The organism is uncultured Bacteroides sp. (genome assembly GCF_910586915.1).
Classification (GTDB): domain Bacteria; phylum Bacteroidota; class Bacteroidia; order Bacteroidales; family Bacteroidaceae; genus Bacteroides.
In genome coordinates this window covers 1-18,758 of the sequence record NZ_CAJULN010000048.1, presented here as the reverse complement: position 1 = coordinate 18,758, position 18,758 = coordinate 1, and the positions used below count along the sequence as shown (strand labels likewise).

The window sequence follows — 18,758 nt, the reverse complement described above, 5'->3', positions numbered from 1 at the left end:
CTGAGGCAGTGTGGTGATAAAAACTTTTATTATTGGAATAAGCGATAATGTAGTGGCTCCTTGATTTAGGAACTTTACAGCTTTGATACAAGCGGACAGGTGTCTTGAAGCCTCGTCTATTTTCTTTATCACTGATTGGATAGTTATAAGTTTTCCTTCTACATTATTCAATGAGGTATTCACAACCGGTATTATTTGTTGTATCTGTTGTACGGCTGTCTTTATGTCTTTTCTATATTTTTGTTTTGGATTCATAGCTGTGTTGTTAAATTGTTTGGCGACAAAGATGTAATATTTGTTTTACTTTCAATCTTGCTAAAATTTATTTCAGCATTACTTTTATAAAGAGAGATATAAGAATTTTAGAGACTGCTTTCTTTTTGAAGGCATAAAAAAGCCGCTGTTTGCATTTAATGTTCAAACAGCGGCATGGTTTATATTCTTATTCTGATATTAGAACTTGAAAAAAATCTTAGCATTATTATAACTGATATCCTCAATCATCTGATTGACTCGTTCCATTTCGGATACTGGGATTTCTCCATTTTCTATATCGCGTCCTACAAGATTGCACAGTGTACGACGGAAATATTCGTGACGCGGATAGGAGAGGAATGAACGCGAATCTGTCAGCATACCTACAAAGCGGCTTAAAAGACCAAGTACAGATAAAGCATTCATCTGTTTTTCCATACCGTCTTTTTGATCCAGGAACCACCATCCTGAGCCGAATTGGATTTTTCCTGCTACAGAACCATCCTGGAAGTTGCCCAACATAGTAGCGATAACTTCATTTGCGCATGGATTCAGATTGTAGAGGATTGTTTTTGTCAGTTTGTCGTTCGTATTCAGGCGGTCGAGGAATTTAGCCATTGCTTTAGCCGTTGTAAATTCACCGATAGAATCGAAACCGGTGTCGGGGCCTAACAGTTTAAACATTTTGGTGTTGTTATTGCGGATAGCACCGTAGTGGAATTGTTGAGTCCATCCTTTTTCCCAATCCATCTCTCCAAAAATGATAAGCATTGCAGATTTGAATTTCAGAATTTCTTCTTTATCCAATTCCGTACCACCATATACCTTATTAAATATGGCTTTGATTTCTGCATCGGTATAGTCTTCTGCATAGAATTCTTCAATACCGTGGTCGGACAAGCGGCAACCTTGTTCTGCAAAAAAATCATGGCGTTTACGCAAAGCAGTAATCATATCATCAAAGTTGGAGATAGTCACACCGCTTATTTCAGCTAATTTTTCTACATAAGCACGGAAATCGACCGGTATTTCTACGGCCATTGCTTTATCAGGACGCCAGGTCGGCAACATCTTTATTTCAAATCCACTTTCGCGTGTTTTGATGTGGTATTCCAATGAATCAATGGGGTCGTCTGTCGTACATACGGTCTCTACATGGTAGCGACGCATCATTCCGCGAGCCGAATATTCGGGTTGGGCAAGTTTCTCATTACATTCGTCGTAGATTTCACGTGCAGTTTTCGGATTCAATATTTTATTGATTCCAAATGCGGTTTTCAGTTCAAGATGCGTCCAGTGATACAGTGGGTTGCGGAAGGTATAAGGAACTGTTTCGGCCCATTTCTCAAACTTTTCCCAGTCTGTGGTGTCTTTTCCTGTGCAAAAGCGTTCCTCTACGCCGTTTGTACGCATTGCACGCCATTTGTAATGGTCGCCACCCAACCAGATTTCAGTCAGCGATTTAAACTTGTAGTCGTCAGCTACCATCTGTGGAATTAAGTGGCAGTGATAGTCGATGATAGGCATTTTTGCCGCATGTTCGTGATATAACTTTTGTGCAGTTTCTGTCTGCAACAAAAAGTTTTCATCCATGAAGTTCTTCATTATTCCTGTGTTTTAAGTATATAAAATTATTACTTTTTTAGTTTCTACCTATATAATATTGATTTTAAATATAATAGGTGTAAAATTTGATTTTGTTTTATTAACCGTTATCGAACACAAAAATAGAAAATTTACTTGTGGTAACAAAATAATTCGTATATTTGCGGCGATTAATTTATAATATTTAAGTTTTAGCACTATGGAAGACCAGAACTATACCATTAAAGATATAGCACGTTTGGCAGGTGTTTCTGCCGGAACGGTTGACAGGGTATTGCACAATCGCGGCGATGTGTCTCCTAAAAGTAAAGCCAAAGTACAAAAAGTACTGGAAGAGATTCATTATCAGCCGAATGTGTTTGCTATCGGATTGGCTGCTAAAAAGAAATACTCTTTTATTTGCCTGATTCCATATTATGTAGAACATGATTATTGGCATTCGGTAGTGGGAGGCATCGAGCGGGCGCGTCAGGAGTTGCGTCCTTTTAATGTGTGCGTGGACTATCAGTGTTATCATCATGGTGATGAGGAAAGTTATCGGGATGCTTGCTGTGCTATTAAGGGTAGTAATGTAGATGCTGTTCTGATTGCTCCGAATTTCCGGGAAGAAACATTGTCGTTGACACTCTATCTGCAAGAGAATGAGATACCTTATGCTTTTGTAGATTTTAATATGGAAGAGGCGGATGCATTGACGTATATCGGACAGGATTCCTATGCAAGTGGATATATTGCGGCCAAAATACTGATGCGTAATTATTCGGCAGGAGAAGGGCAGGAGTTGGTTCTGTTTTTGAGTAATAATAAGGATAACCCTGCTGAAATACAGATGCAGCGCCGTTTGAAAGGATTTATGAGTTATATAGCTGAGGAATACGATAACTTCACAATCCACGAAGTGGTACTCAATAAATCCAATCAGGAAAAGAATCAGCAAACATTGGATGATTTTTTTCAGGTGCATCCGGAAGCTGTGCTCGGTGTTGTTTTTAATTCCCGAGTTTATCAGTTAGGAGAATATCTCCGTCGTGCCGGACGTAGTATGAAGGGATTGATAGGCTATGACCTTCTGAAAGCCAATGTAGACCTGTTGGAGTCGGGCGATGTACATTATCTGATAGGCCAGCGGCCCGGATTGCAAGGATATTGCGGAGTGAAAGCATTGTGTGACTATGTCGTATTTAAGAAAACAATAGGCTCCGTAAAATATATGCCTATCGACATCTTGATGAAAGAAAATATTGATTTCTATTTTGAATTTGAATGACATCAACTTTATAAATTACAACTAACATGAAAGCATTAAACAAAGAAACTGCTCCTAAGGCACAACGTCCGGAGCGCATTATTCAATTTGGTGAAGGCAACTTCTTACGCGCATTCGTAGATTGGATTATTTATAGCATGAACCAGAAAACAGACTTTAACAGTAGTGTAGTAGTGGTTCAGCCGATTGATAAAGGTATGGTCGATATGTTGAATGCACAGGACGACCTTTACCATGTCAATCTTCAGGGATTGGATAAAGGAGAAGTGGTTAACAGCCTGACAATGATTGACGTAATCAGCCGTGCATTGAATCCTTATTCTCAAAATGACGAGTTCATGAAATTGGCAGAGCAACCCGAAATGCGTTTCGTTATTTCAAATACTACAGAAGCTGGTATCGCTTTTGATCCGACCTGCAAACTTGAAGATGCTCCTGCTTCCTCATATCCGGGCAAGTTGACTCAACTGTTGTACCATCGTTTTAAAACTTTCAATGGTGATAAAACCAAAGGTCTGATTATCTTCCCTTGCGAACTTATTTTTCTGAATGGTCACAAACTGAAAGAGACGATTTATCAATATATTGATTTGTGGAATCTGGGTAGTGAATTTAAAATCTGGTTTGAAGAAGCCTGTGGGGTGTATGCTACATTGGTAGATCGTATTGTTCCGGGATTCCCACGCAAAGACATTGACGCTATCAAAGAAAAAATACAGTATGACGACAACCTCGTTGTACAGGCTGAAATATTCCATCTGTGGGTTATCGAAGCTCCGCAAGAAGTGGCTGAAGAATTCCCGGCCGATAAAGCAGGTTTGAATGTATTGTTCGTTCCGTCGGAAGCTCCTTACCATGAACGTAAAGTTACTTTGTTGAATGGCCCTCACACAGTTCTTTCTCCGGTAGCTTACCTCTCCGGTGTGAATATTGTTCGTGAGGCCTGCCAACATGAAGTGATTGGCAAATATATCCATAAAGTGATGTTCGACGAACTGATGGAAACGTTGAATTTGCCGAAAGATGAATTGGAGAAATTTGCAAATGATGTATTGGAGCGTTTCAACAATCCGTTTGTTGACCATGCAGTAACAAGTATTATGCTGAACTCATTCCCGAAATTCGAAACTCGTGATTTGCCGGGATTAAAGACTTACCTTGAACGCAAAGGCGAGCTTCCGAAAGGACTGGTACTTGGTTTGGCTGCAATCATTACCTATTATAAAGGCGGTGTACGTGCAGACGGTGCTGAAATTGTACCGAATGATGCTCCTGACATTATGAACTTACTGAAAGATCTTTGGGCTACCGGTTACACGAAGAAAGTAACTGAAGGTGTTTTGGGGGCAGAATTCATTTGGGGTGAAGACCTGAATAAGATTCCGGGATTGGCAGAAGCCGTGAAAGCTGATTTGGATTCAATTCAAGAGAACGGTATGTTGGAGACTGTGAAAGGTATCCTGTAACAGATAAGTGACGACGAAAGTCGAACACGGATATAAGGGGCGTTTTGGTAGGGAATATGACTATCAAAACGCTCTTTTTGTTTGCTTGTTTGTTCGAGTCATTTAAGTAGTTGTCAGTTTGCAAAGTTTCAAAGGGTATGGAAAACGGATGTAAACGATTGGTCTTTTGTCTGCAAAGTATTAATAATAAAGTTATTATGGTTTAATGGATAACCTCCATTCTTTTATATATAAAGTTCTGTTCTATGGATCGTAAACTCTAAATGCAAGTTTTGTTTTTATAAACGAAGGCTTCGTTTATAAAAACGAAACCTGCAATTAGAGTTTGTAATTGGTAAAACGAAAGATTGTTGTTATTCTCCAACAAGTTTATTGGAAGTAAAGAATAACTTTTCTATTAATCGTTTGAGGATGGAATAGCAGTAGATTGGAGAACTTATTCGACAGTATGTAAAATAAACGTTGTGGCTCCAATAGTCACAATCGCACCGTCTTCGATACGTATCCGATCCTTGTCTCCTAAAATTTCATTCATTAGAAATGTACCTGTCAGACTGGGAGCATCACGTAGTGTATAAACAAGTTTTCCCTGTTTGTTACGTTTTATATTGATTATGCAATGGCGGCGGTCCATACTCATGTCTCCGCTTTCGATGGGAGTGTTGATTACTGTTCCCACACAACGGCGTCCTATCACGTTGTCGCCTTCCTGCAATGGAAGAATTTGTTTAAAACCAAACACGTTTTCAATCACCGTGATATACCCGAATTCGTCCTTGTGCGCTTCGGCTTCCTCTTCCAGATTTTCTTCTTTTCTGAGAGCCTTTACCTTGCTTTTGCCAAGCCGGATACTGAACTGTTTGCCACAATGCTCGCATACGAACACAAGCGATTGGCCTTCGCTATACTTAGTCTCATCAAAATAAAGATAATTCTCACATTTCGGACAAAGAACTCGTTTCATGCTTTTTAAAAGGGGATTTTATTTTGCCAATAACCAGGCATTCTTGTAGTTTTCGTTTTTTCTGACTTCCAACAACTGTTTGGTAGCTTCTTCGCGATTCTCGAATGAACGGATGCTGACACGTACTTTTCCATCAGTATTCAAGACTTTTGCTTCGGCAAAGCCTTTTGCTTTCAATTGGTTGACCATAGCTTCCGCATCTTTGGTACTAATACCGCCTGCTACTATAATATGGTAAGGATGGTTCGTGCTTGCCTGCGGTTTGGCGGATGCTGGTGCAGGAGTAGGAGTTGCTTTCTGTTTGGCAACTTTCACCTCTTTTACAACAATAGGTCTTGATGTTTGCACTTTATTGGCTGTCAGTTGTTCTTGGGGCGATGAAGTTTTGGGTGAAGTGGAAGACTTCTTGTTTTGTTGTGCAACAACGTTGTTCTTTACAGGAACGGGAGTTATTGCGACCGATTGTTTCTCAATCTGTTCAAAAAGTTCACCGGGTAATAGCTGTGCATAATTGTTTTTCTGAACATCGGTATTCTCTACCGGCGTTGAAAATGCAAAAAATAAGACAACAGCAGCAATCATGGCTGCTGCATTACGGAGAAATGCACGGTTGATGCTAATTTCGTAAGTTTTCTTTTCCTTCTCCGGATTGGCAGATATCGAAGGCTTTTCTTTTTGTTGCAGGATGGAAAGTTCGTACATCTCAAAAGAATCCAGCCCATAGAGGAAAGGAGTCGTTATCTTAAAATCATAAGGAATAAATTCATAATTTCCGTAAATATTATAATGAATTTCGCCTATATTCTCCAAATGTGCCTTGCCTTCTTTATGAAGAAGTTCGATAAACTTGCCTACTTCCTTTTCCACAATACGATTGGCATCAGCAAAACTCGTATCGTAAGCTGACATATAGGATTGCACCAATACTCCATCGTTCAGTTTTAATTGAGAATTAAAACCAATCGTGCGGTTAGGCGGTAAAAAAAGATTCTCTTCTTTTAAATGAGTTGCAGGAGCGTAATGTGCTACAAATCCACCAAATCCCGGAACGATGACGCAATCGTTTTCCAATAATAAAACCTCTATATGTTTTGCTAATTCAATCATGTCTGCAAAATTAAGAGATAAATTGAAAATATCCCAAAAAACTACGAAAAATTCACTACTTTTGCATCGTTTTATTTATTACCATTACAATGAACTATATACAGACAGAAATTGACGGAGTGTGGCTGATAGAGCCGAAAGTATTCTCCGACGAACGTGGCTATTTTATGGAAGCCTTTAAACAAGAGGAGTTTGAATCTCATGTTGGAATTGTAAACTTTGTACAGGATAATGAGTCTAAATCTTCTTTTGGTGTATTACGCGGATTGCATTATCAGAAAGGTGAATTTAGCCAGGCTAAATTGGTTCGTGTCATTAAAGGAGAGGTGTTGGACGTAGCTGTTGACTTGCGTAAATCGTCACCTACATTCGGAAAATATGTAAGTGTAGTGCTCAGCGAGGAAAATAAGAGACAATTTTTTATCCCTCGTGGTTTTGCTCATGGTTTTGCCGTATTGAGCGAAGAAGCTATCTTTACATATAAGGTAGATAATAAATATGCTCCGCAGGCGGAAGCTTCTATTTTATATAATGACGAAACGTTAGGAATAGATTGGCCGCTTGCAGAATCTCAGATGCTATTGTCTGCTAAAGACAAAGCCGGCACTGCTTTTAAAGATGCTGTATATTTTGAATAATTTTCGGAAAACAATATGAAAATTGCGATTGTAGGAACCGGATACGTAGGTTTGGTGTCGGGTACTTGTTTTGCTGAAATAGGTGTGAATGTAATATGCGTAGATACTAATAGTAAGAAAATAGAATCTTTGCAGAAGGGCATCATTCCAATTTATGAAAACGGATTGGAAGAAATGGTGCTTCGTAACATGAAGGCAAAACGATTGAAGTTTACTACGTCATTGGAGAACTGTCTGGACGATGTGGAAGTCATTTTCAGTGCTGTAGGGACACCGCCGGACGAGGATGGTAGTGCCGATTTGAAATATGTGCTGGAAGTGGCACGCACCATCGGTCGCAATATGAAACAGTATAAATTGGTGGTGACCAAAAGCACTGTTCCGGTAGGAACTGCGAAGAAGGTGCGTGAAGTTATTCAGGAAGAACTGGATAAGAGAGGGGTGAAAATAGAGTTTGATGTTGCTTCCAATCCGGAATTTTTGAAAGAAGGAAACGCTATTAATGACTTTATGAGTCCGGACCGTGTGGTAGTAGGAGTGGAGTCGGCGCGTGCAGAAAAACTTATGACGAAGTTGTATAAACCGTTTTTATTGAATAACTTCCGTGTGATTTTCATGGATATTCCATCTGCGGAAATGACTAAATATGCGGCAAATTCAATGTTGGCAACCCGCATCAGCTTTATGAACGACATAGCGAATCTTTGTGAAATAGTCGGGGCTGACGTCAATATGGTACGTAGTGGAATAGGTTCGGATACCCGTATTGGACGCAAATTTTTATATCCGGGTATCGGATATGGCGGTTCCTGTTTTCCTAAAGATGTGAAAGCTCTTATTAAAACTGCGGAGCAGAATGGATATATAATGCGGGTGCTTGGCGCAGTGGAAGAGGTGAACGAACGGCAAAAGAGTGTTTTATTTGAAAAATTAATGAAGCATTTTGGCGGCGACTTAAAAGGTAAAACGATTGCTTTTTGGGGATTGGCATTTAAACCGGAAACAGATGATATGCGTGAGGCTCCGGCATTGGTTTTGATTGATAAGTTATTGAAAGCCGGTTGTCGGATACGTGCATACGATCCGGCAGCAATGCAGGAGTGTAAGCGTCGGATTGGAGAGGCAATTTACTATGCTTGTGATATGTATGATGCGGTGCTTGATGCTGATGCTTTAATGCTGGTGACCGAATGGAAAGAATTCCGTCTGCCTTCATGGGCTGTGATTAAAAAGACAATGGCTCGGCAGGTTGTATTGGACGGACGTAATATATACGAGAAAAAAGAGATGGAAGAACTTGGTTTCGTTTACTATTGTATCGGTAAATAAAAAAAGAGTATTTTCAGGCAAAACTAAGGCAGATGAAGAAATTTGTAGCTATATCGTTAATAGTGGCTTTCTCTGCGGGATGCAGTGGCAACAGAAATTCATATTTTCCAGAACAAGAGAAAGAGGATACGAATGCTAAAGAACTGTTGCAAGGCATTTGGTTGGATAACGCAACAGAGAACCCATTGATGCGTGTGGAAGGAGATACTATCTACTATGCTGATGCACAAAGTGCTCCGATTGTATTTAAAATCATACAGGATACTCTCTATACATATGGTAACGATACGACTCGATATAAGATTGATAAGCAAGCGGAACACATCTTTTGGTTTCATTCTATAACAGATAACATTATCAAGCTACATAAATCGGATGACCTTAATGACTCATTGGCATTTATCCGTCAGGAATTGGTCATTCCTACTTATACGGAAGTAACTCAACGCGATAGTGTAGTGATTTATGATGGCACTCGCTATCGTGCTTATGTCTATATTAATCCTTCTAAGATGAGAGTTATGAAAACAACTTATTCAGAGGATGGTATTAGTATGGATAATGTGTATTATGATAATGTGATGCACATCTGTGTTTACGAGGGTAAAAAGAGTCTGTTTGCCAGCGATGTTACCAAACAGATGTTTAACCAGGTGATTCCTGAGGATTTCTTGGTGCAGGCTATTTTGTCGGATATGAAGTTTGTAAAAGTAGGCCGGAATGGTTTTCATTACCAAGCGGTTTTAGCCATTCCGGAAAGTTCTGTATATAGTATTGCAGATATGGAAGTAAGTTTTGAGGGAAAACTTACTATATCTTCGGCCAAATAGCAATTTTTGTTTTAGTCTTGTTTGGTAGAGGGGCGATTGTTTCTTTTCCCGCCCTTGTTCTTGTTCCGGAAGTTATTTCTTTTACTTTTAGAGTTGTTGCCATACTTGCCTTTATTGGAAGAACGTGGCTTATATTCCGGTGCTTCTCCTAATTCTGCCGGAATCGGTATCTTATAAATCTCTTTTTCCAGGAAATTTTCAATGCTTTTGAAGCTGGTCTGCTCTTTTTCGCTGACAAAGGTGAGGGCTACTCCGTCATTGTTGGCACGTGCAGTACGTCCGATGCGGTGTACGTAGTCTTCACTATCGTGAGGTACGTCAAAGTTGATAACCAAACGAATATCGTCAATGTCAATACCACGGGCTACGATGTCTGTAGCTACTAATATATTGATTCGTCCAGCTTTAAATTCATGCATTACAGTTTCCCGTTGGGCTTGCTCAAGATCGGAATGCATTTCTCCTACATTCAGTTTCATTGATTTCAAGGCTTTCGTCACTTCCTTGACTTTTATTTTGGAAGATGCAAAAATAATAACACGTTCGGGGACTTCATCAATAAAGAGGTTGCGTATGATTCCCAACTTTTGATTCTCATAACAAATATATGCTGCTTGGATAATTTTATCGGCAGGTTTGGAAACTGCCAATTTTATTTCCGCCGGATTGTTCAGAATAGTATTTGCCAATTGTTGTATCTTGGCAGGCATTGTTGCAGAAAACATGATGGTCTGACGCTCTTTCGGCAAATGCTTTACAATTTGCATAATATCGTCGTAAAATCCCATATCAAGCATTCGGTCTGCTTCGTCCAATATGAAATATGAAACTTTGGAAAGGTTTACGTATCCAAGACTTAAATGGGCAATCAGGCGTCCGGGGGTGGCAATGACTACATCGGCTCCCAAAGTGAGACCTTTTTTCTGTTGTTCAAACAGGATACCATCGTTTCCGCCATATACGGCAACACTCGAGGCTGGCATGAAATAGGAGAATCCTTCCATCTGCTGGTCTATCTGTTGTGCCAATTCGCGGGTAGGAGACATGATAACACAATTAATAGCATCTTCCGGATGTTTTCCTTCGGATAATTTATTCAGTATAGGAAGCAGGAATGCTGCTGTCTTACCTGTGCCGGTTTGTGCTACTGCTATCAAATCTTTCCCTTCAAGTATGAGCGGGATAGCCTGTTCCTGAATGGGGGTACACTCGTCAAATCGCATGGCATCAAGTGCCTCAAGTACATTTGCGTTTAATTGTAGTTCGGAAAACTTCATTCTTTTATTAATTTGTTTGGCAAAGATACGTTATTTTTCGGTCTAATTACATATTCAAATAAGAATCTTTGAATCCGAGGAAATAGAGTACTCCGTCCAGACCAATGGTATTGATAGATTGTTTGGCGTTTGCCACTACTTTGGGTTTGGCATGAAAGGCAATTCCCAATCCGGCAATTCCCAGCATCGGCAGGTCGTTAGCGCCGTCACCTACAGCGATGGTTTGTGCAATATCAACCTTTTCCACTTGTGCGATTAATCGCAGCAACTCGGCTTTTCGTTTGCCATCCACTACATCTCCCAAATAGCGTCCGGTCAGTTTACCGTCTATAATTTCCAATTCGTTGGCATATACGTAGTCTATACCATACTTCTTTTGCAGATGTTGGCCGAAATAAGTAAAGCCACCGGAAAGAATGGCAATTTTATAACCATATTTTTTCAATACATACATGAGCCTGTCCACTCCCTCGGTAATAGGTAGATTTTCTGCAATTTCTTGCATCACAGATTCGTCCAAACCTTTCAGTAGAGCTACACGGCGAGTAAAACTTTCTGTGAAGTCAATTTCGCCGCGCATAGCACTTTCGGTAATGGCTTTCACTTCATCGCCGACACCGGCGCGCATAGCTAATTCGTCAATCACTTCAGTCTCGATTAATGTAGAATCCATATCAAAACAGATCAGGCGGCGCATACGACGATACATATTATCAAGTTGGAAGGAAAAGTCCATTTCCAGTTCTTTGGATAATTTCATCAGACTTTCTTGCATGGCAATGCGATCTTTGGGAGTACCTCTGACTGAGAATTCGATACAGGCACGTGTATGTGCGTCTGTAGCATATTCATCCAAAGGGATACGGCCTGTCAGACGTTTGATGGCGTCAATGTTCATACCTTGTTCCGCTAAGATGCTGGTGGCTGCCGATATTTGACGTGCGGAAAGTTTACGGCCCAGCACAGTCAGGATATAACGGTTCTTTCCTTGCATTCCTACCCAGGTTTCGTATTGTTCTGTTGTTATCGGTTCGAACCGGACAGAGACTCCTAATGCTGAAGCTTTAAACAGCAATTCCTTCATGATGAAACCGGAATGCCTTTCTTCACTTTTGAAAAGAATACCTAATGACAACGTATTATGAATATCTGCCTGACCAATGTCAAGGATAGTCGCATCATATTTTGCCAGTATTTCAGTCACGGAGGCAGTCAGTCCCGGCCGATCTTCACCGGTAACCCGAATTAGAATCAATTCTGTATTTAATGGTTGCATAAGAAATAGAGCTTTGTTCCGCAAAAATAGAGAAAAAAGTTCATTTTTATGCTAAATAACATAAAAAGTTATACCCGAAAAGTCAGATTTTTGCTTATTTACTTGGATGTTAATTTAATAATTACTTACCTTTGCACTCGGTTTCAAAAATAAAGGCTTTGATAATCAGCGGATTCCTTTTCGCCTGATGCCTGAAAAGACAACGTTTCGGGAAGAAACCACTGTTTAAGGACAGTCCCGGATAGTATTAACCAAAACCGAATTACATGAAGTATGTAAAGTGGATTTTTGTTGTATTACTGATTTGTTCCTTGACCGCTTTCGTTGAGAAAGACAAACCCACCGGAGGTTTGAGTGAGGGTGATGTAGCCCCGAATTTTAAAATCGAATCTACATCGGATGAGCAACCCGCCTTTGAATTGGGAAATTTGAAAGGGAAATATGTGTTGCTGAGTTTTTGGGCAAGTTATGACGCGCAATCCCGAATGCAAAACATTAGTTTGAGCAATGCGCTTCGTTCTTCTCATAGTGTGGAAATGGTTTCTATTTCATTTGACGAATATCAGTCAATTTTTAAGGAAACCGTTCGTAAGGACCAAATAGTTACGCCCACTTGTTTCGTGGAAACAGAAGGCGAGGACTCCGGATTATTTAAGAAATATCGTTTGAACCGGGGATTCACTAACTATTTATTGGATGGAAATGGTGTAATCATAGCCAAAAACATCTCCGCTACAGAGTTTTCTGCTTATATGGAAAAGATTGGTTGATAATCTGAAAAGATAAGGAGAAAGAGGGATTTTCCAATTCACTCCGATTGGGAGTGAAGATGGGGAATAGACAAAAGAGGAAATGGATACAACAAAAAAATCCGCCTATTCTTGCTCAAAGCAAGTTAGGCGGAATTTTTATTTTATACATCTTGTTTATTTGGGCGCTTTTTGATATAAGAAGAAAGCAATCCCCGCGTAGAGAATGTTCGGAATCCAAACAGCAATGACAGGCGGTACATTGCCATTGACAGCAAAGGTGGAAGTAATGGTTTGGAACAGAATGTAAGAGAAACTTAATCCTAATCCAATACCTAAGTGAAGCCCCATACCGCCTTTCGTTTTTCGGGACGATAGAGATACTCCGATAATTGTCAGGATGAAAGAGGCAAAAGACATGGCAATCCGTTTGTGATATTCAATTTCAAACTCTTTGATATTGGCAAATCCTCGTCGTTTCTGTTTCTCGATATAATCACTTAATTGGGGGCTGGTTAACATTTCCTGCTGATTTTTCATAATGAGGAAGTCGGAAGGTTCCATATTGATTATAGAGTCAATTTTATCCCCTTTGGTGATTTTCTCTTTTAATCCGTCCAATTCGCGTATCATATAATCATGGATAGTCCATTTATGAACGGTCGTTGTGTCGTAAGTAATGCGGCGTGCGGTTAAATGAGAGACAAGTTTTTTGTCGACAAATTTGTCCAGTGAAAAGCGGTTCCCTGTTTTCATGGCGTTGTTATAGTTGTCTATATAAGCAATGACTCCGTTGTCAACTTCCAACTGAACGTTGCGTGCCGTATTCTGTTTCTTGGGTTTGATATACCTGTCCTCAAAGTTCAAACGTGTCACACTTCCTTTGGGTATTACATATGAACTCAACATAAAGGTCGTTAATGCAATGATACCTGCTGAAATCATATAGGGGCGCATCATTCTCTTGAAACTCATACCAGTAGAGAACATGGCGATGATTTCAGAGTTCTCTGCAAGTTTGGAAGTGAAGAAAATAACAGCAATGAATACAAACAACGGACTGAACAGGTTGGAGAAGTAGGGAATAAAATTCATGTAGTATTCAAGAATGATTTTATTCCAAGGGGCTTCATGTTCCATCAACTTATCCATCTTCTCGTTGAAGTCGAATACTACTGCGATAGAGATGATTAATGCAATAGCAAATACGTACGTCCCCAAGAATTTTTGGATGATATACCAATCCAGCCGTTTTATAAATCGATTGCTTTTCATTCTTTATAATCTATTTGATACTCGTTTGACCATCATCGGTTTCCAAGTCGAGAAATCTCCTGCAATGATATGTTTGCGTGCTTCGCCTGCCAGCCACAAATAGAAGGCAAGATTATGTATAGAGGCGATTTGCATTGCCAGGAGTTCTTGTGCATGAAACAGATGGCGCAGATAGGCTTTGCTATATAATGTATCTACATAAGAAGCTCCGTCTGCTTCAATAGGAGAGAAGTCTGTTTCCCATTTCTTGTTTCGCATATTGATGATACCGTCTTTAGTAAAGAGCATACCATTCCGTCCGTTTCGTGTCGGCATCACGCAATCGAACATATCTACTCCGCGTTCGATTCCTTCAAGAATATTGACGGGAGTACCGACTCCCATCAGATAGCGGGGTTTGTCTTTGGGCAGAATCTCGTTGACTATCTCTATCATTTCATACATTTTATCGACGGGTTCGCCTACTGCCAAACCGCCGATAGCATTTCCGTCGGCTCCTTTGGAAGCGACAAACTCAGCAGACTGCTTGCGCAAATCAGTGTAAACGCATCCCTGGACGATAGGAAAGAGCGACTGGTTGTATCCATATTTAGGTTCAGTTTCATTGAAACGTTTGATACAGCGATCCAGCCATCTGTGGGTCAATCCTAATGACTTCTTAGCATATGCATAATCCGAATCTCCCGGAGGACATTCGTCGAAAGCCATCATGATGTCGGCACCGATGGTACGTTCTATATCCATCACTTTCTCCGGAGTAAAGATATGCTTGCTGCCGTCAATGTGTGAACGGAACTCGGCACCTTCTTCACGCAACTTACGGATTCCGGCTAATGAGAAGACTTGAAATCCTCCGCTATCGGTCAGCATGGGGCGGTCGAAACCGTTGAAACGATGTAATCCGCCTGCTTTCTCAATCACATCCAGTCCCGGGCGTAAGTAAAGATGATAAGTGTTGCCCAAAATAATCTGTGCCTGTATATCTTCTTTAAGTTCCGTCAGATGTACCCCCTTAACAGTGCCTAATGTACCTACCGGCATGAAAATGGGAGTTTGTATCTGCCCGTGGTCTGTCGTTATCAGACCGGCACGGGCATTACTTTTAGTGTCTGTATATTGTAACTTAAATGTCATTCCTGAATTGTTTTCTTTACAGATAAATCAATGGCATCCGCAACTTTCTCATTTGTCAGTGCGATGGCAAATACTTCTCTTATGTCGTTCACATAGTGGAAAGTCAATCCTTTCAAATAAATCTCCTGAATTTCATCTATGTTCTTTTTGTTGTCGGCACTCATGATTATTTCTTTGATTCCGGCACGTTTGGCTGCCAAAATCTTCTCCTTGATACCGCCTACCGGAAGTACCTTGCCACGAAGTGTTATTTCCCCTGTCATGGCAAGATGGGCTTTCACCTTGCGTTGTGTCAGAGCAGATGCTAAAGAAGTAGCCATCGTGATACCGGCGGACGGACCATCTTTTGGAATTGCTCCTTCAGGCACATGAATATGAATGTTCCAATTATCAAAGATTTCATCATCCAAATGTAAGATAGAAGCATGGGCTTTGATATATTCAAGTGCCAACATTGCCGACTCTTTCATTACATCTCCCAAATTACCGGTCAATGTGAGACGTCCGCCCTTGCCACGGCTTAAGCTGGTTTCGACAAAAAGAATTTCACCGCCTACGGCTGTCCAGGCCAATCCGGTAACTACGCCGGCATATTCATTTCCTTGATACTTGTCGCGTGTATATTCCGGTGCTCCCAAGAAGTCATATAAGTCGGCAGGTTTGATTTCCGTCTTGACAATATATCCTTCGGTAGCATATTGGCGAGCTGATTTGCGAAGAATCTTACTGATTTTCTTCTCCAGTTCGCGAACGCCGCTTTCGCGGGTGTACGATTCGATAATCGCTTCTAAGGTATCTTTGGGAAGTTTAACATCTGTCTTTTTAAGTCCGTTGGCTTCAAGTTCTTTGGGAACAAGATGTTTGCGGGCAATCTCTATTTTTTCTTCCGTGATGTATCCGCTTACTTCAATCAGTTCCATACGGTCAAGCAATGGACCGGGGATGGTGTTCAGATTGTTGGCTGTCGCGATAAACATAACCTTTGAAAGATCATAGTCTACATCTAAGAAGTTGTCGTGGAAAGTCGTATTCTGTTCCGGGTCAAGCACTTCCAGCAATGCAGAAGAAGGGTCTCCCTGGCGGTCGGCGCTTACCTTATCTATTTCATCCAAGATAAAAACAGGATTGGAAGCTCCCGCTTTAATCAGGCTCTTGATGATTCGTCCCGGCATGGCGCCTATGTATGTTTTGCGGTGACCGCGAATTTCTGCTTCATCATGCACACCGCCTAAAGACATACGTACATATTGGCGTTTGAGGGCGGATGCGATAGATTTTCCGAGGGATGTTTTACCAACTCCCGGAGGGCCGTACAAACAGATAATCGGTGATTTCATATCATCCTTCAGTTTCAGTACAGCCAAATGTTCTAAGATACGTTCTTTTACTTTTTCCAGTCCGTAATGGTCTTTATTCAGCATTTTCTCTGCATTTTTAAGATTCAGATTATCGGTTGTATAAATACCCCACGGGAGATTAAGCATTGTTTGCAGATAGTTTAGCTGAACACTATAATCCGGTGATTGCGGATGGGTACGTTCCAACTTAGCCAATTCCTTCAAAAAAGTTTCTTTGACTTCTGCATTCCAATGCATTCTTTCTGCTTTTTGGCGCATTTCTTCTATTTCCTGCTCTTGACCGCTACCACCCAGTTCGTCCTGGATAGTTTTGATTTGTTGTTGCAGGAAATATTCGCGTTGTTGTTGGTCGATATCTTCACGGGCACGCATTTGAATGGAGGCCTTGATTTCGGCCAACTGTACTTCGCGATTCAATATTTCCAATAAGCGATATGTACGTTCGCGCAAAGAATTGATGCTCAGCAAATCTATTTTCTCATCTTTCTTGAATGGCAGATTTGAGCAGATAAAATTGACCATGAACATCGGGTTGTTGATGTTTCGAATGGCAAAAGCCGAATCTTGATGCATTGTATCGGATGATTTGATATAACGCATTGTCAAATCTTTACAGGCTTCTACCAAAGCCTGAAATTCTTTATCGGCGTTGTCCGGTTTCTCTTCTTCCAATAGTTCTATTTCACCTTTCAAATATGGGTGAGTTTCGGTAATGCTTTTCAGGTTTAAACGTTTCATTCCCTGAATAATGACAGTCGTTGTTTGGTCGGGCATTTCCAATACCCGCACAACGTGACCTACAGTACCGATATTATGTAAATCTTCCATTTGGGGATCTTCTGTATGTGCCGTTCTCTGACAAACCACCGCAATGTCTTTATGTTTTTTTTCAGCATCACGTATGAGTTTCAAAGAAGATTTGCGTCCCACTGTTATAGGTAGGAATACTCCGGGAAACAACACCATATTACGAAGGGGGAGTACCGGAAGAATTTCACCAGATTCAATATTTACATCAAATGCATTCTCGTCGTTGCCGTCATAATCGGTAATTAACGAGAAGCCGTTGCTTTCACCTACATCTTCCAATAAGTATCTTTCTTTCATTTTTACGTTTTAATTTAGTATTATGTCATACATAATATGCATAAATCGTTTGCAAAGTTAATTGATTCTCTTTAATAATAAAGCACTGTTTGGAATAAAAACACAAAAACAATGCCAAAATATCAGACTATAAACAAAGTATTTCATAATAATTATTTATTTTTGGCGAATTTCAGAAAAATAAAGAACAGAACAGGTTTAAAAATAGGCTGATAAAATGTCGAATCCTTATTTTCAATTTAAACAATTTACGGTGTGGCACGATAAATGTGCGATGAAGGTTGGAACGGATGGAGTGCTTTTGGGCGCATGGACTTCTGTTGGGAATGCACGTCGGATTTTGGATGTTGGAACAGGGACAGGGTTGGTTGCTTTAATGTTGGCTCAGCGTAGTTTGCAGGATGCGGAGATTGTAGCATTGGAGATTGACGAAGTTGCTGCCCTACAAGCTGAGGAAAACGCAGCCCGCTCTCCGTGGAGGGAGCGGATAGAGGTGATACGGGCTGATTTTAAGGATTATCAATCATCTGATAAGTTTGATGTGATTGTTTCTAACCCTCCGTATTTTGTTGATTCGTTGGAATGTCCGAATCGGCGAAGAAATGCGGCGCGTCATAATGACTCTTTGACTTATGAGGAACTGTTGGCTGGGGTATCGGAATTGTTGGCGGAAGACGGGGCTTTTACAATCGTAATCCCGACGGATGTAACTGATAAAGTAAAAACAATAGCTTCTGCGAACAGGTTGCAGGCGGTCAGGCAATTAAATGTGGTAACGAAACTTGGCGGCGCTCCTAAACGTACTTTGATTACTTTTGCTTTTTCTTGCCGGGAATGTGTGGTGGAAGAGTTGCTTACGGAAGTATCTCGGCATCAATATAGTGAGGAGTATGTTGCATTGACCCGGGAGTATTATTTAAAAATGTAAAGTAAGTATTTGGGCATATGCAATCAAAACAATATTTTACTTTTTCGATAGGTCTATTTTGCACAAACAAAAAGCCGATACAAACTGTATCAGCTCAACACCATTAAATTTGACTTTAATTTTTTTTGTCGGGGTAGTGGGATTCGAACCCACGACCCCCTGCTCCCAAAGCAGGTGCGCTAACCGGACTGCG

The 18,758-nt window shown here is 40.6% G+C and carries 16 protein-coding genes; 7 read left to right on the top strand and 9 right to left on the bottom strand.

Going from position 1 to position 18,758, the window contains the following annotated elements; translation table 11 throughout:
• Positions 1–255, bottom strand: a 255-nt coding sequence (locus QZ331_RS12665) for a hypothetical protein (RefSeq protein WP_294630788.1), incomplete at its 3' end; no start/stop codon positions are given.
• Between the two features lie 198 nt (positions 256–453).
• On the bottom strand, positions 454–1,860 hold the full coding sequence (gene uxaC / locus QZ331_RS12660) for a glucuronate isomerase (protein ID WP_294630786.1): 1,407 nt from the start codon (positions 1,858–1,860) through the stop codon (positions 454–456).
• A gap of 199 nt (positions 1,861–2,059) precedes the next feature.
• On the opposite strand from uxaC, the gene QZ331_RS12655 reads away from it, so the two are divergent.
• Together QZ331_RS12655 and QZ331_RS12650 are read left to right on the top strand one after the other, a co-directional pair.
• Positions 2,060–3,127 (top strand): substrate-binding domain-containing protein, encoded by a 1,068-nt coding sequence (locus QZ331_RS12655; protein WP_294630785.1) that lies wholly within the window; start codon positions 2,060–2,062, stop codon positions 3,125–3,127.
• Between the two features lie 26 nt (positions 3,128–3,153).
• On the top strand, positions 3,154–4,593 hold the full coding sequence (locus QZ331_RS12650) for a tagaturonate reductase (protein WP_294630784.1): 1,440 nt from the start codon (positions 3,154–3,156) through the stop codon (positions 4,591–4,593).
• 436 nt (positions 4,594–5,029) lie between these two features.
• On the opposite strand, the gene QZ331_RS12645 is transcribed toward QZ331_RS12650, so the two are convergent.
• Positions 5,030–5,557, bottom strand: coding sequence for an FHA domain-containing protein (locus tag QZ331_RS12645; protein WP_294630782.1), 528 nt, complete (start codon positions 5,555–5,557; stop codon positions 5,030–5,032).
• A gap of 18 nt (positions 5,558–5,575) precedes the next feature.
• Entirely contained in the window at positions 5,576–6,664 is a 1,089-nt protein-coding gene (locus tag QZ331_RS12640; protein WP_294630780.1) for an SPOR domain-containing protein, read from the bottom strand.
• Between the two features lie 89 nt (positions 6,665–6,753).
• Here QZ331_RS12640 and rfbC point away from each other — a divergent pair, with 89 nt between their 5' ends.
• Genes rfbC through QZ331_RS12625 form a run of 3 tightly spaced genes read left to right on the top strand, consistent with a single transcriptional unit; the run spans position 6,754 to position 9,461 of the window.
• Positions 6,754–7,302, top strand: coding sequence for a dTDP-4-dehydrorhamnose 3,5-epimerase (gene rfbC, locus QZ331_RS12635; protein ID WP_294630778.1), 549 nt, complete (start codon positions 6,754–6,756; stop codon positions 7,300–7,302).
• Positions 7,303–7,317: 15 nt separating this feature from the next.
• Positions 7,318–8,631, top strand: a complete 1,314-nt coding sequence (locus tag QZ331_RS12630; protein WP_294630776.1) for a UDP-glucose/GDP-mannose dehydrogenase family protein — start codon at positions 7,318–7,320, stop codon at positions 8,629–8,631.
• Positions 8,632–8,663: 32 nt separating this feature from the next.
• Positions 8,664–9,461 (top strand): DUF4738 domain-containing protein, encoded by a 798-nt coding sequence (locus QZ331_RS12625; protein ID WP_294630774.1) that lies wholly within the window; start codon positions 8,664–8,666, stop codon positions 9,459–9,461.
• 11 nt (positions 9,462–9,472) lie between these two features.
• Here the strand turns inward: QZ331_RS12625 and QZ331_RS12620 are convergent, their stop codons facing one another.
• Together QZ331_RS12620 and serB are read right to left on the bottom strand one after the other, a co-directional pair.
• Positions 9,473–10,738, bottom strand: a complete 1,266-nt coding sequence (locus tag QZ331_RS12620) for a DEAD/DEAH box helicase (protein WP_294630772.1) — start codon at positions 10,736–10,738, stop codon at positions 9,473–9,475.
• 46 nt (positions 10,739–10,784) lie between these two features.
• Positions 10,785–12,014 carry a phosphoserine phosphatase SerB gene (gene serB, locus QZ331_RS12615; RefSeq protein ID WP_294630770.1) on the bottom strand — a complete coding sequence of 410 codons (1,230 nt, stop codon included), beginning with the start codon at positions 12,012–12,014 and terminating at the stop codon, positions 10,785–10,787.
• A 266-nt stretch (positions 12,015–12,280) separates the two neighbouring features.
• Here serB and QZ331_RS12610 point away from each other — a divergent pair, with 266 nt between their 5' ends.
• The gene (locus QZ331_RS12610; protein WP_294630768.1) at positions 12,281–12,784 is read left to right on the top strand and encodes a thioredoxin family protein; all 504 of its coding nucleotides are present in this window, start codon (positions 12,281–12,283) and stop codon (positions 12,782–12,784) included.
• 156 nt (positions 12,785–12,940) lie between these two features.
• Here the strand turns inward: QZ331_RS12610 and QZ331_RS12605 are convergent, their stop codons facing one another.
• The 3 genes from QZ331_RS12605 to lon are packed head-to-tail and all read right to left on the bottom strand — an operon-like array spanning position 12,941 to position 17,637.
• Positions 12,941–14,038, bottom strand: a complete 1,098-nt coding sequence (locus QZ331_RS12605; RefSeq protein WP_294630766.1) for an LptF/LptG family permease — start codon at positions 14,036–14,038, stop codon at positions 12,941–12,943.
• 3 nt (positions 14,039–14,041) lie between these two features.
• Positions 14,042–15,172: a tRNA guanosine(34) transglycosylase Tgt gene (gene tgt, locus QZ331_RS12600; protein WP_294630764.1), complete on the bottom strand. Its 1,131-nt coding sequence runs from the start codon at positions 15,170–15,172 to the stop codon at positions 14,042–14,044.
• Positions 15,169–17,637, bottom strand: coding sequence for an endopeptidase La (gene lon, locus QZ331_RS12595; RefSeq protein ID WP_294630762.1), 2,469 nt, complete (start codon positions 17,635–17,637; stop codon positions 15,169–15,171). Before lon ends, tgt begins: the two co-directional genes overlap by 4 nt.
• A 217-nt stretch (positions 17,638–17,854) precedes the next feature.
• Here lon and QZ331_RS12590 point away from each other — a divergent pair, with 217 nt between their 5' ends.
• Positions 17,855–18,565, top strand: a complete 711-nt coding sequence (locus tag QZ331_RS12590) for a methyltransferase (protein WP_294630760.1) — start codon at positions 17,855–17,857, stop codon at positions 18,563–18,565.
• The last annotated feature ends 193 nt before the right edge of the window (positions 18,566–18,758 follow it).

Excerpts from the sequence above, each read along its gene's own strand:
- QZ331_RS12645 (WP_294630782.1), bottom strand. The coding sequence starts at position 5,557 with ATGAAACGAGTTCTTTGTCCGAAATGTGAGAATTATCTTTATTTTGAT.
- QZ331_RS12655 (WP_294630785.1), top strand. The coding sequence starts at position 2,060 with ATGGAAGACCAGAACTATACCATTAAAGATATAGCACGTTTGGCAGGT.
- QZ331_RS12610 (WP_294630768.1), top strand. The coding sequence starts at position 12,281 with ATGAAGTATGTAAAGTGGATTTTTGTTGTATTACTGATTTGTTCCTTG.
- QZ331_RS12630 (WP_294630776.1), top strand. The coding sequence starts at position 7,318 with ATGAAAATTGCGATTGTAGGAACCGGATACGTAGGTTTGGTGTCGGGT.
- serB (WP_294630770.1), bottom strand. The coding sequence starts at position 12,014 with ATGCAACCATTAAATACAGAATTGATTCTAATTCGGGTTACCGGTGAA.
- lon (WP_294630762.1), bottom strand. The coding sequence starts at position 17,637 with ATGAAAGAAAGATACTTATTGGAAGATGTAGGTGAAAGCAACGGCTTC.
- QZ331_RS12590 (WP_294630760.1), top strand. The coding sequence starts at position 17,855 with ATGTCGAATCCTTATTTTCAATTTAAACAATTTACGGTGTGGCACGAT.
- QZ331_RS12625 (WP_294630774.1), top strand. The coding sequence starts at position 8,664 with ATGAAGAAATTTGTAGCTATATCGTTAATAGTGGCTTTCTCTGCGGGA.
- tgt (WP_294630764.1), bottom strand. The coding sequence starts at position 15,172 with ATGACATTTAAGTTACAATATACAGACACTAAAAGTAATGCCCGTGCC.
- uxaC (WP_294630786.1), bottom strand. The coding sequence starts at position 1,860 with ATGAAGAACTTCATGGATGAAAACTTTTTGTTGCAGACAGAAACTGCA.
- rfbC (WP_294630778.1), top strand. The coding sequence starts at position 6,754 with ATGAACTATATACAGACAGAAATTGACGGAGTGTGGCTGATAGAGCCG.
- QZ331_RS12640 (WP_294630780.1), bottom strand. The coding sequence starts at position 6,664 with ATGATTGAATTAGCAAAACATATAGAGGTTTTATTATTGGAAAACGAT.
- QZ331_RS12605 (WP_294630766.1), bottom strand. The coding sequence starts at position 14,038 with ATGAAAAGCAATCGATTTATAAAACGGCTGGATTGGTATATCATCCAA.
- QZ331_RS12650 (WP_294630784.1), top strand. The coding sequence starts at position 3,154 with ATGAAAGCATTAAACAAAGAAACTGCTCCTAAGGCACAACGTCCGGAG.
- QZ331_RS12620 (WP_294630772.1), bottom strand. The coding sequence starts at position 10,738 with ATGAAGTTTTCCGAACTACAATTAAACGCAAATGTACTTGAGGCACTT.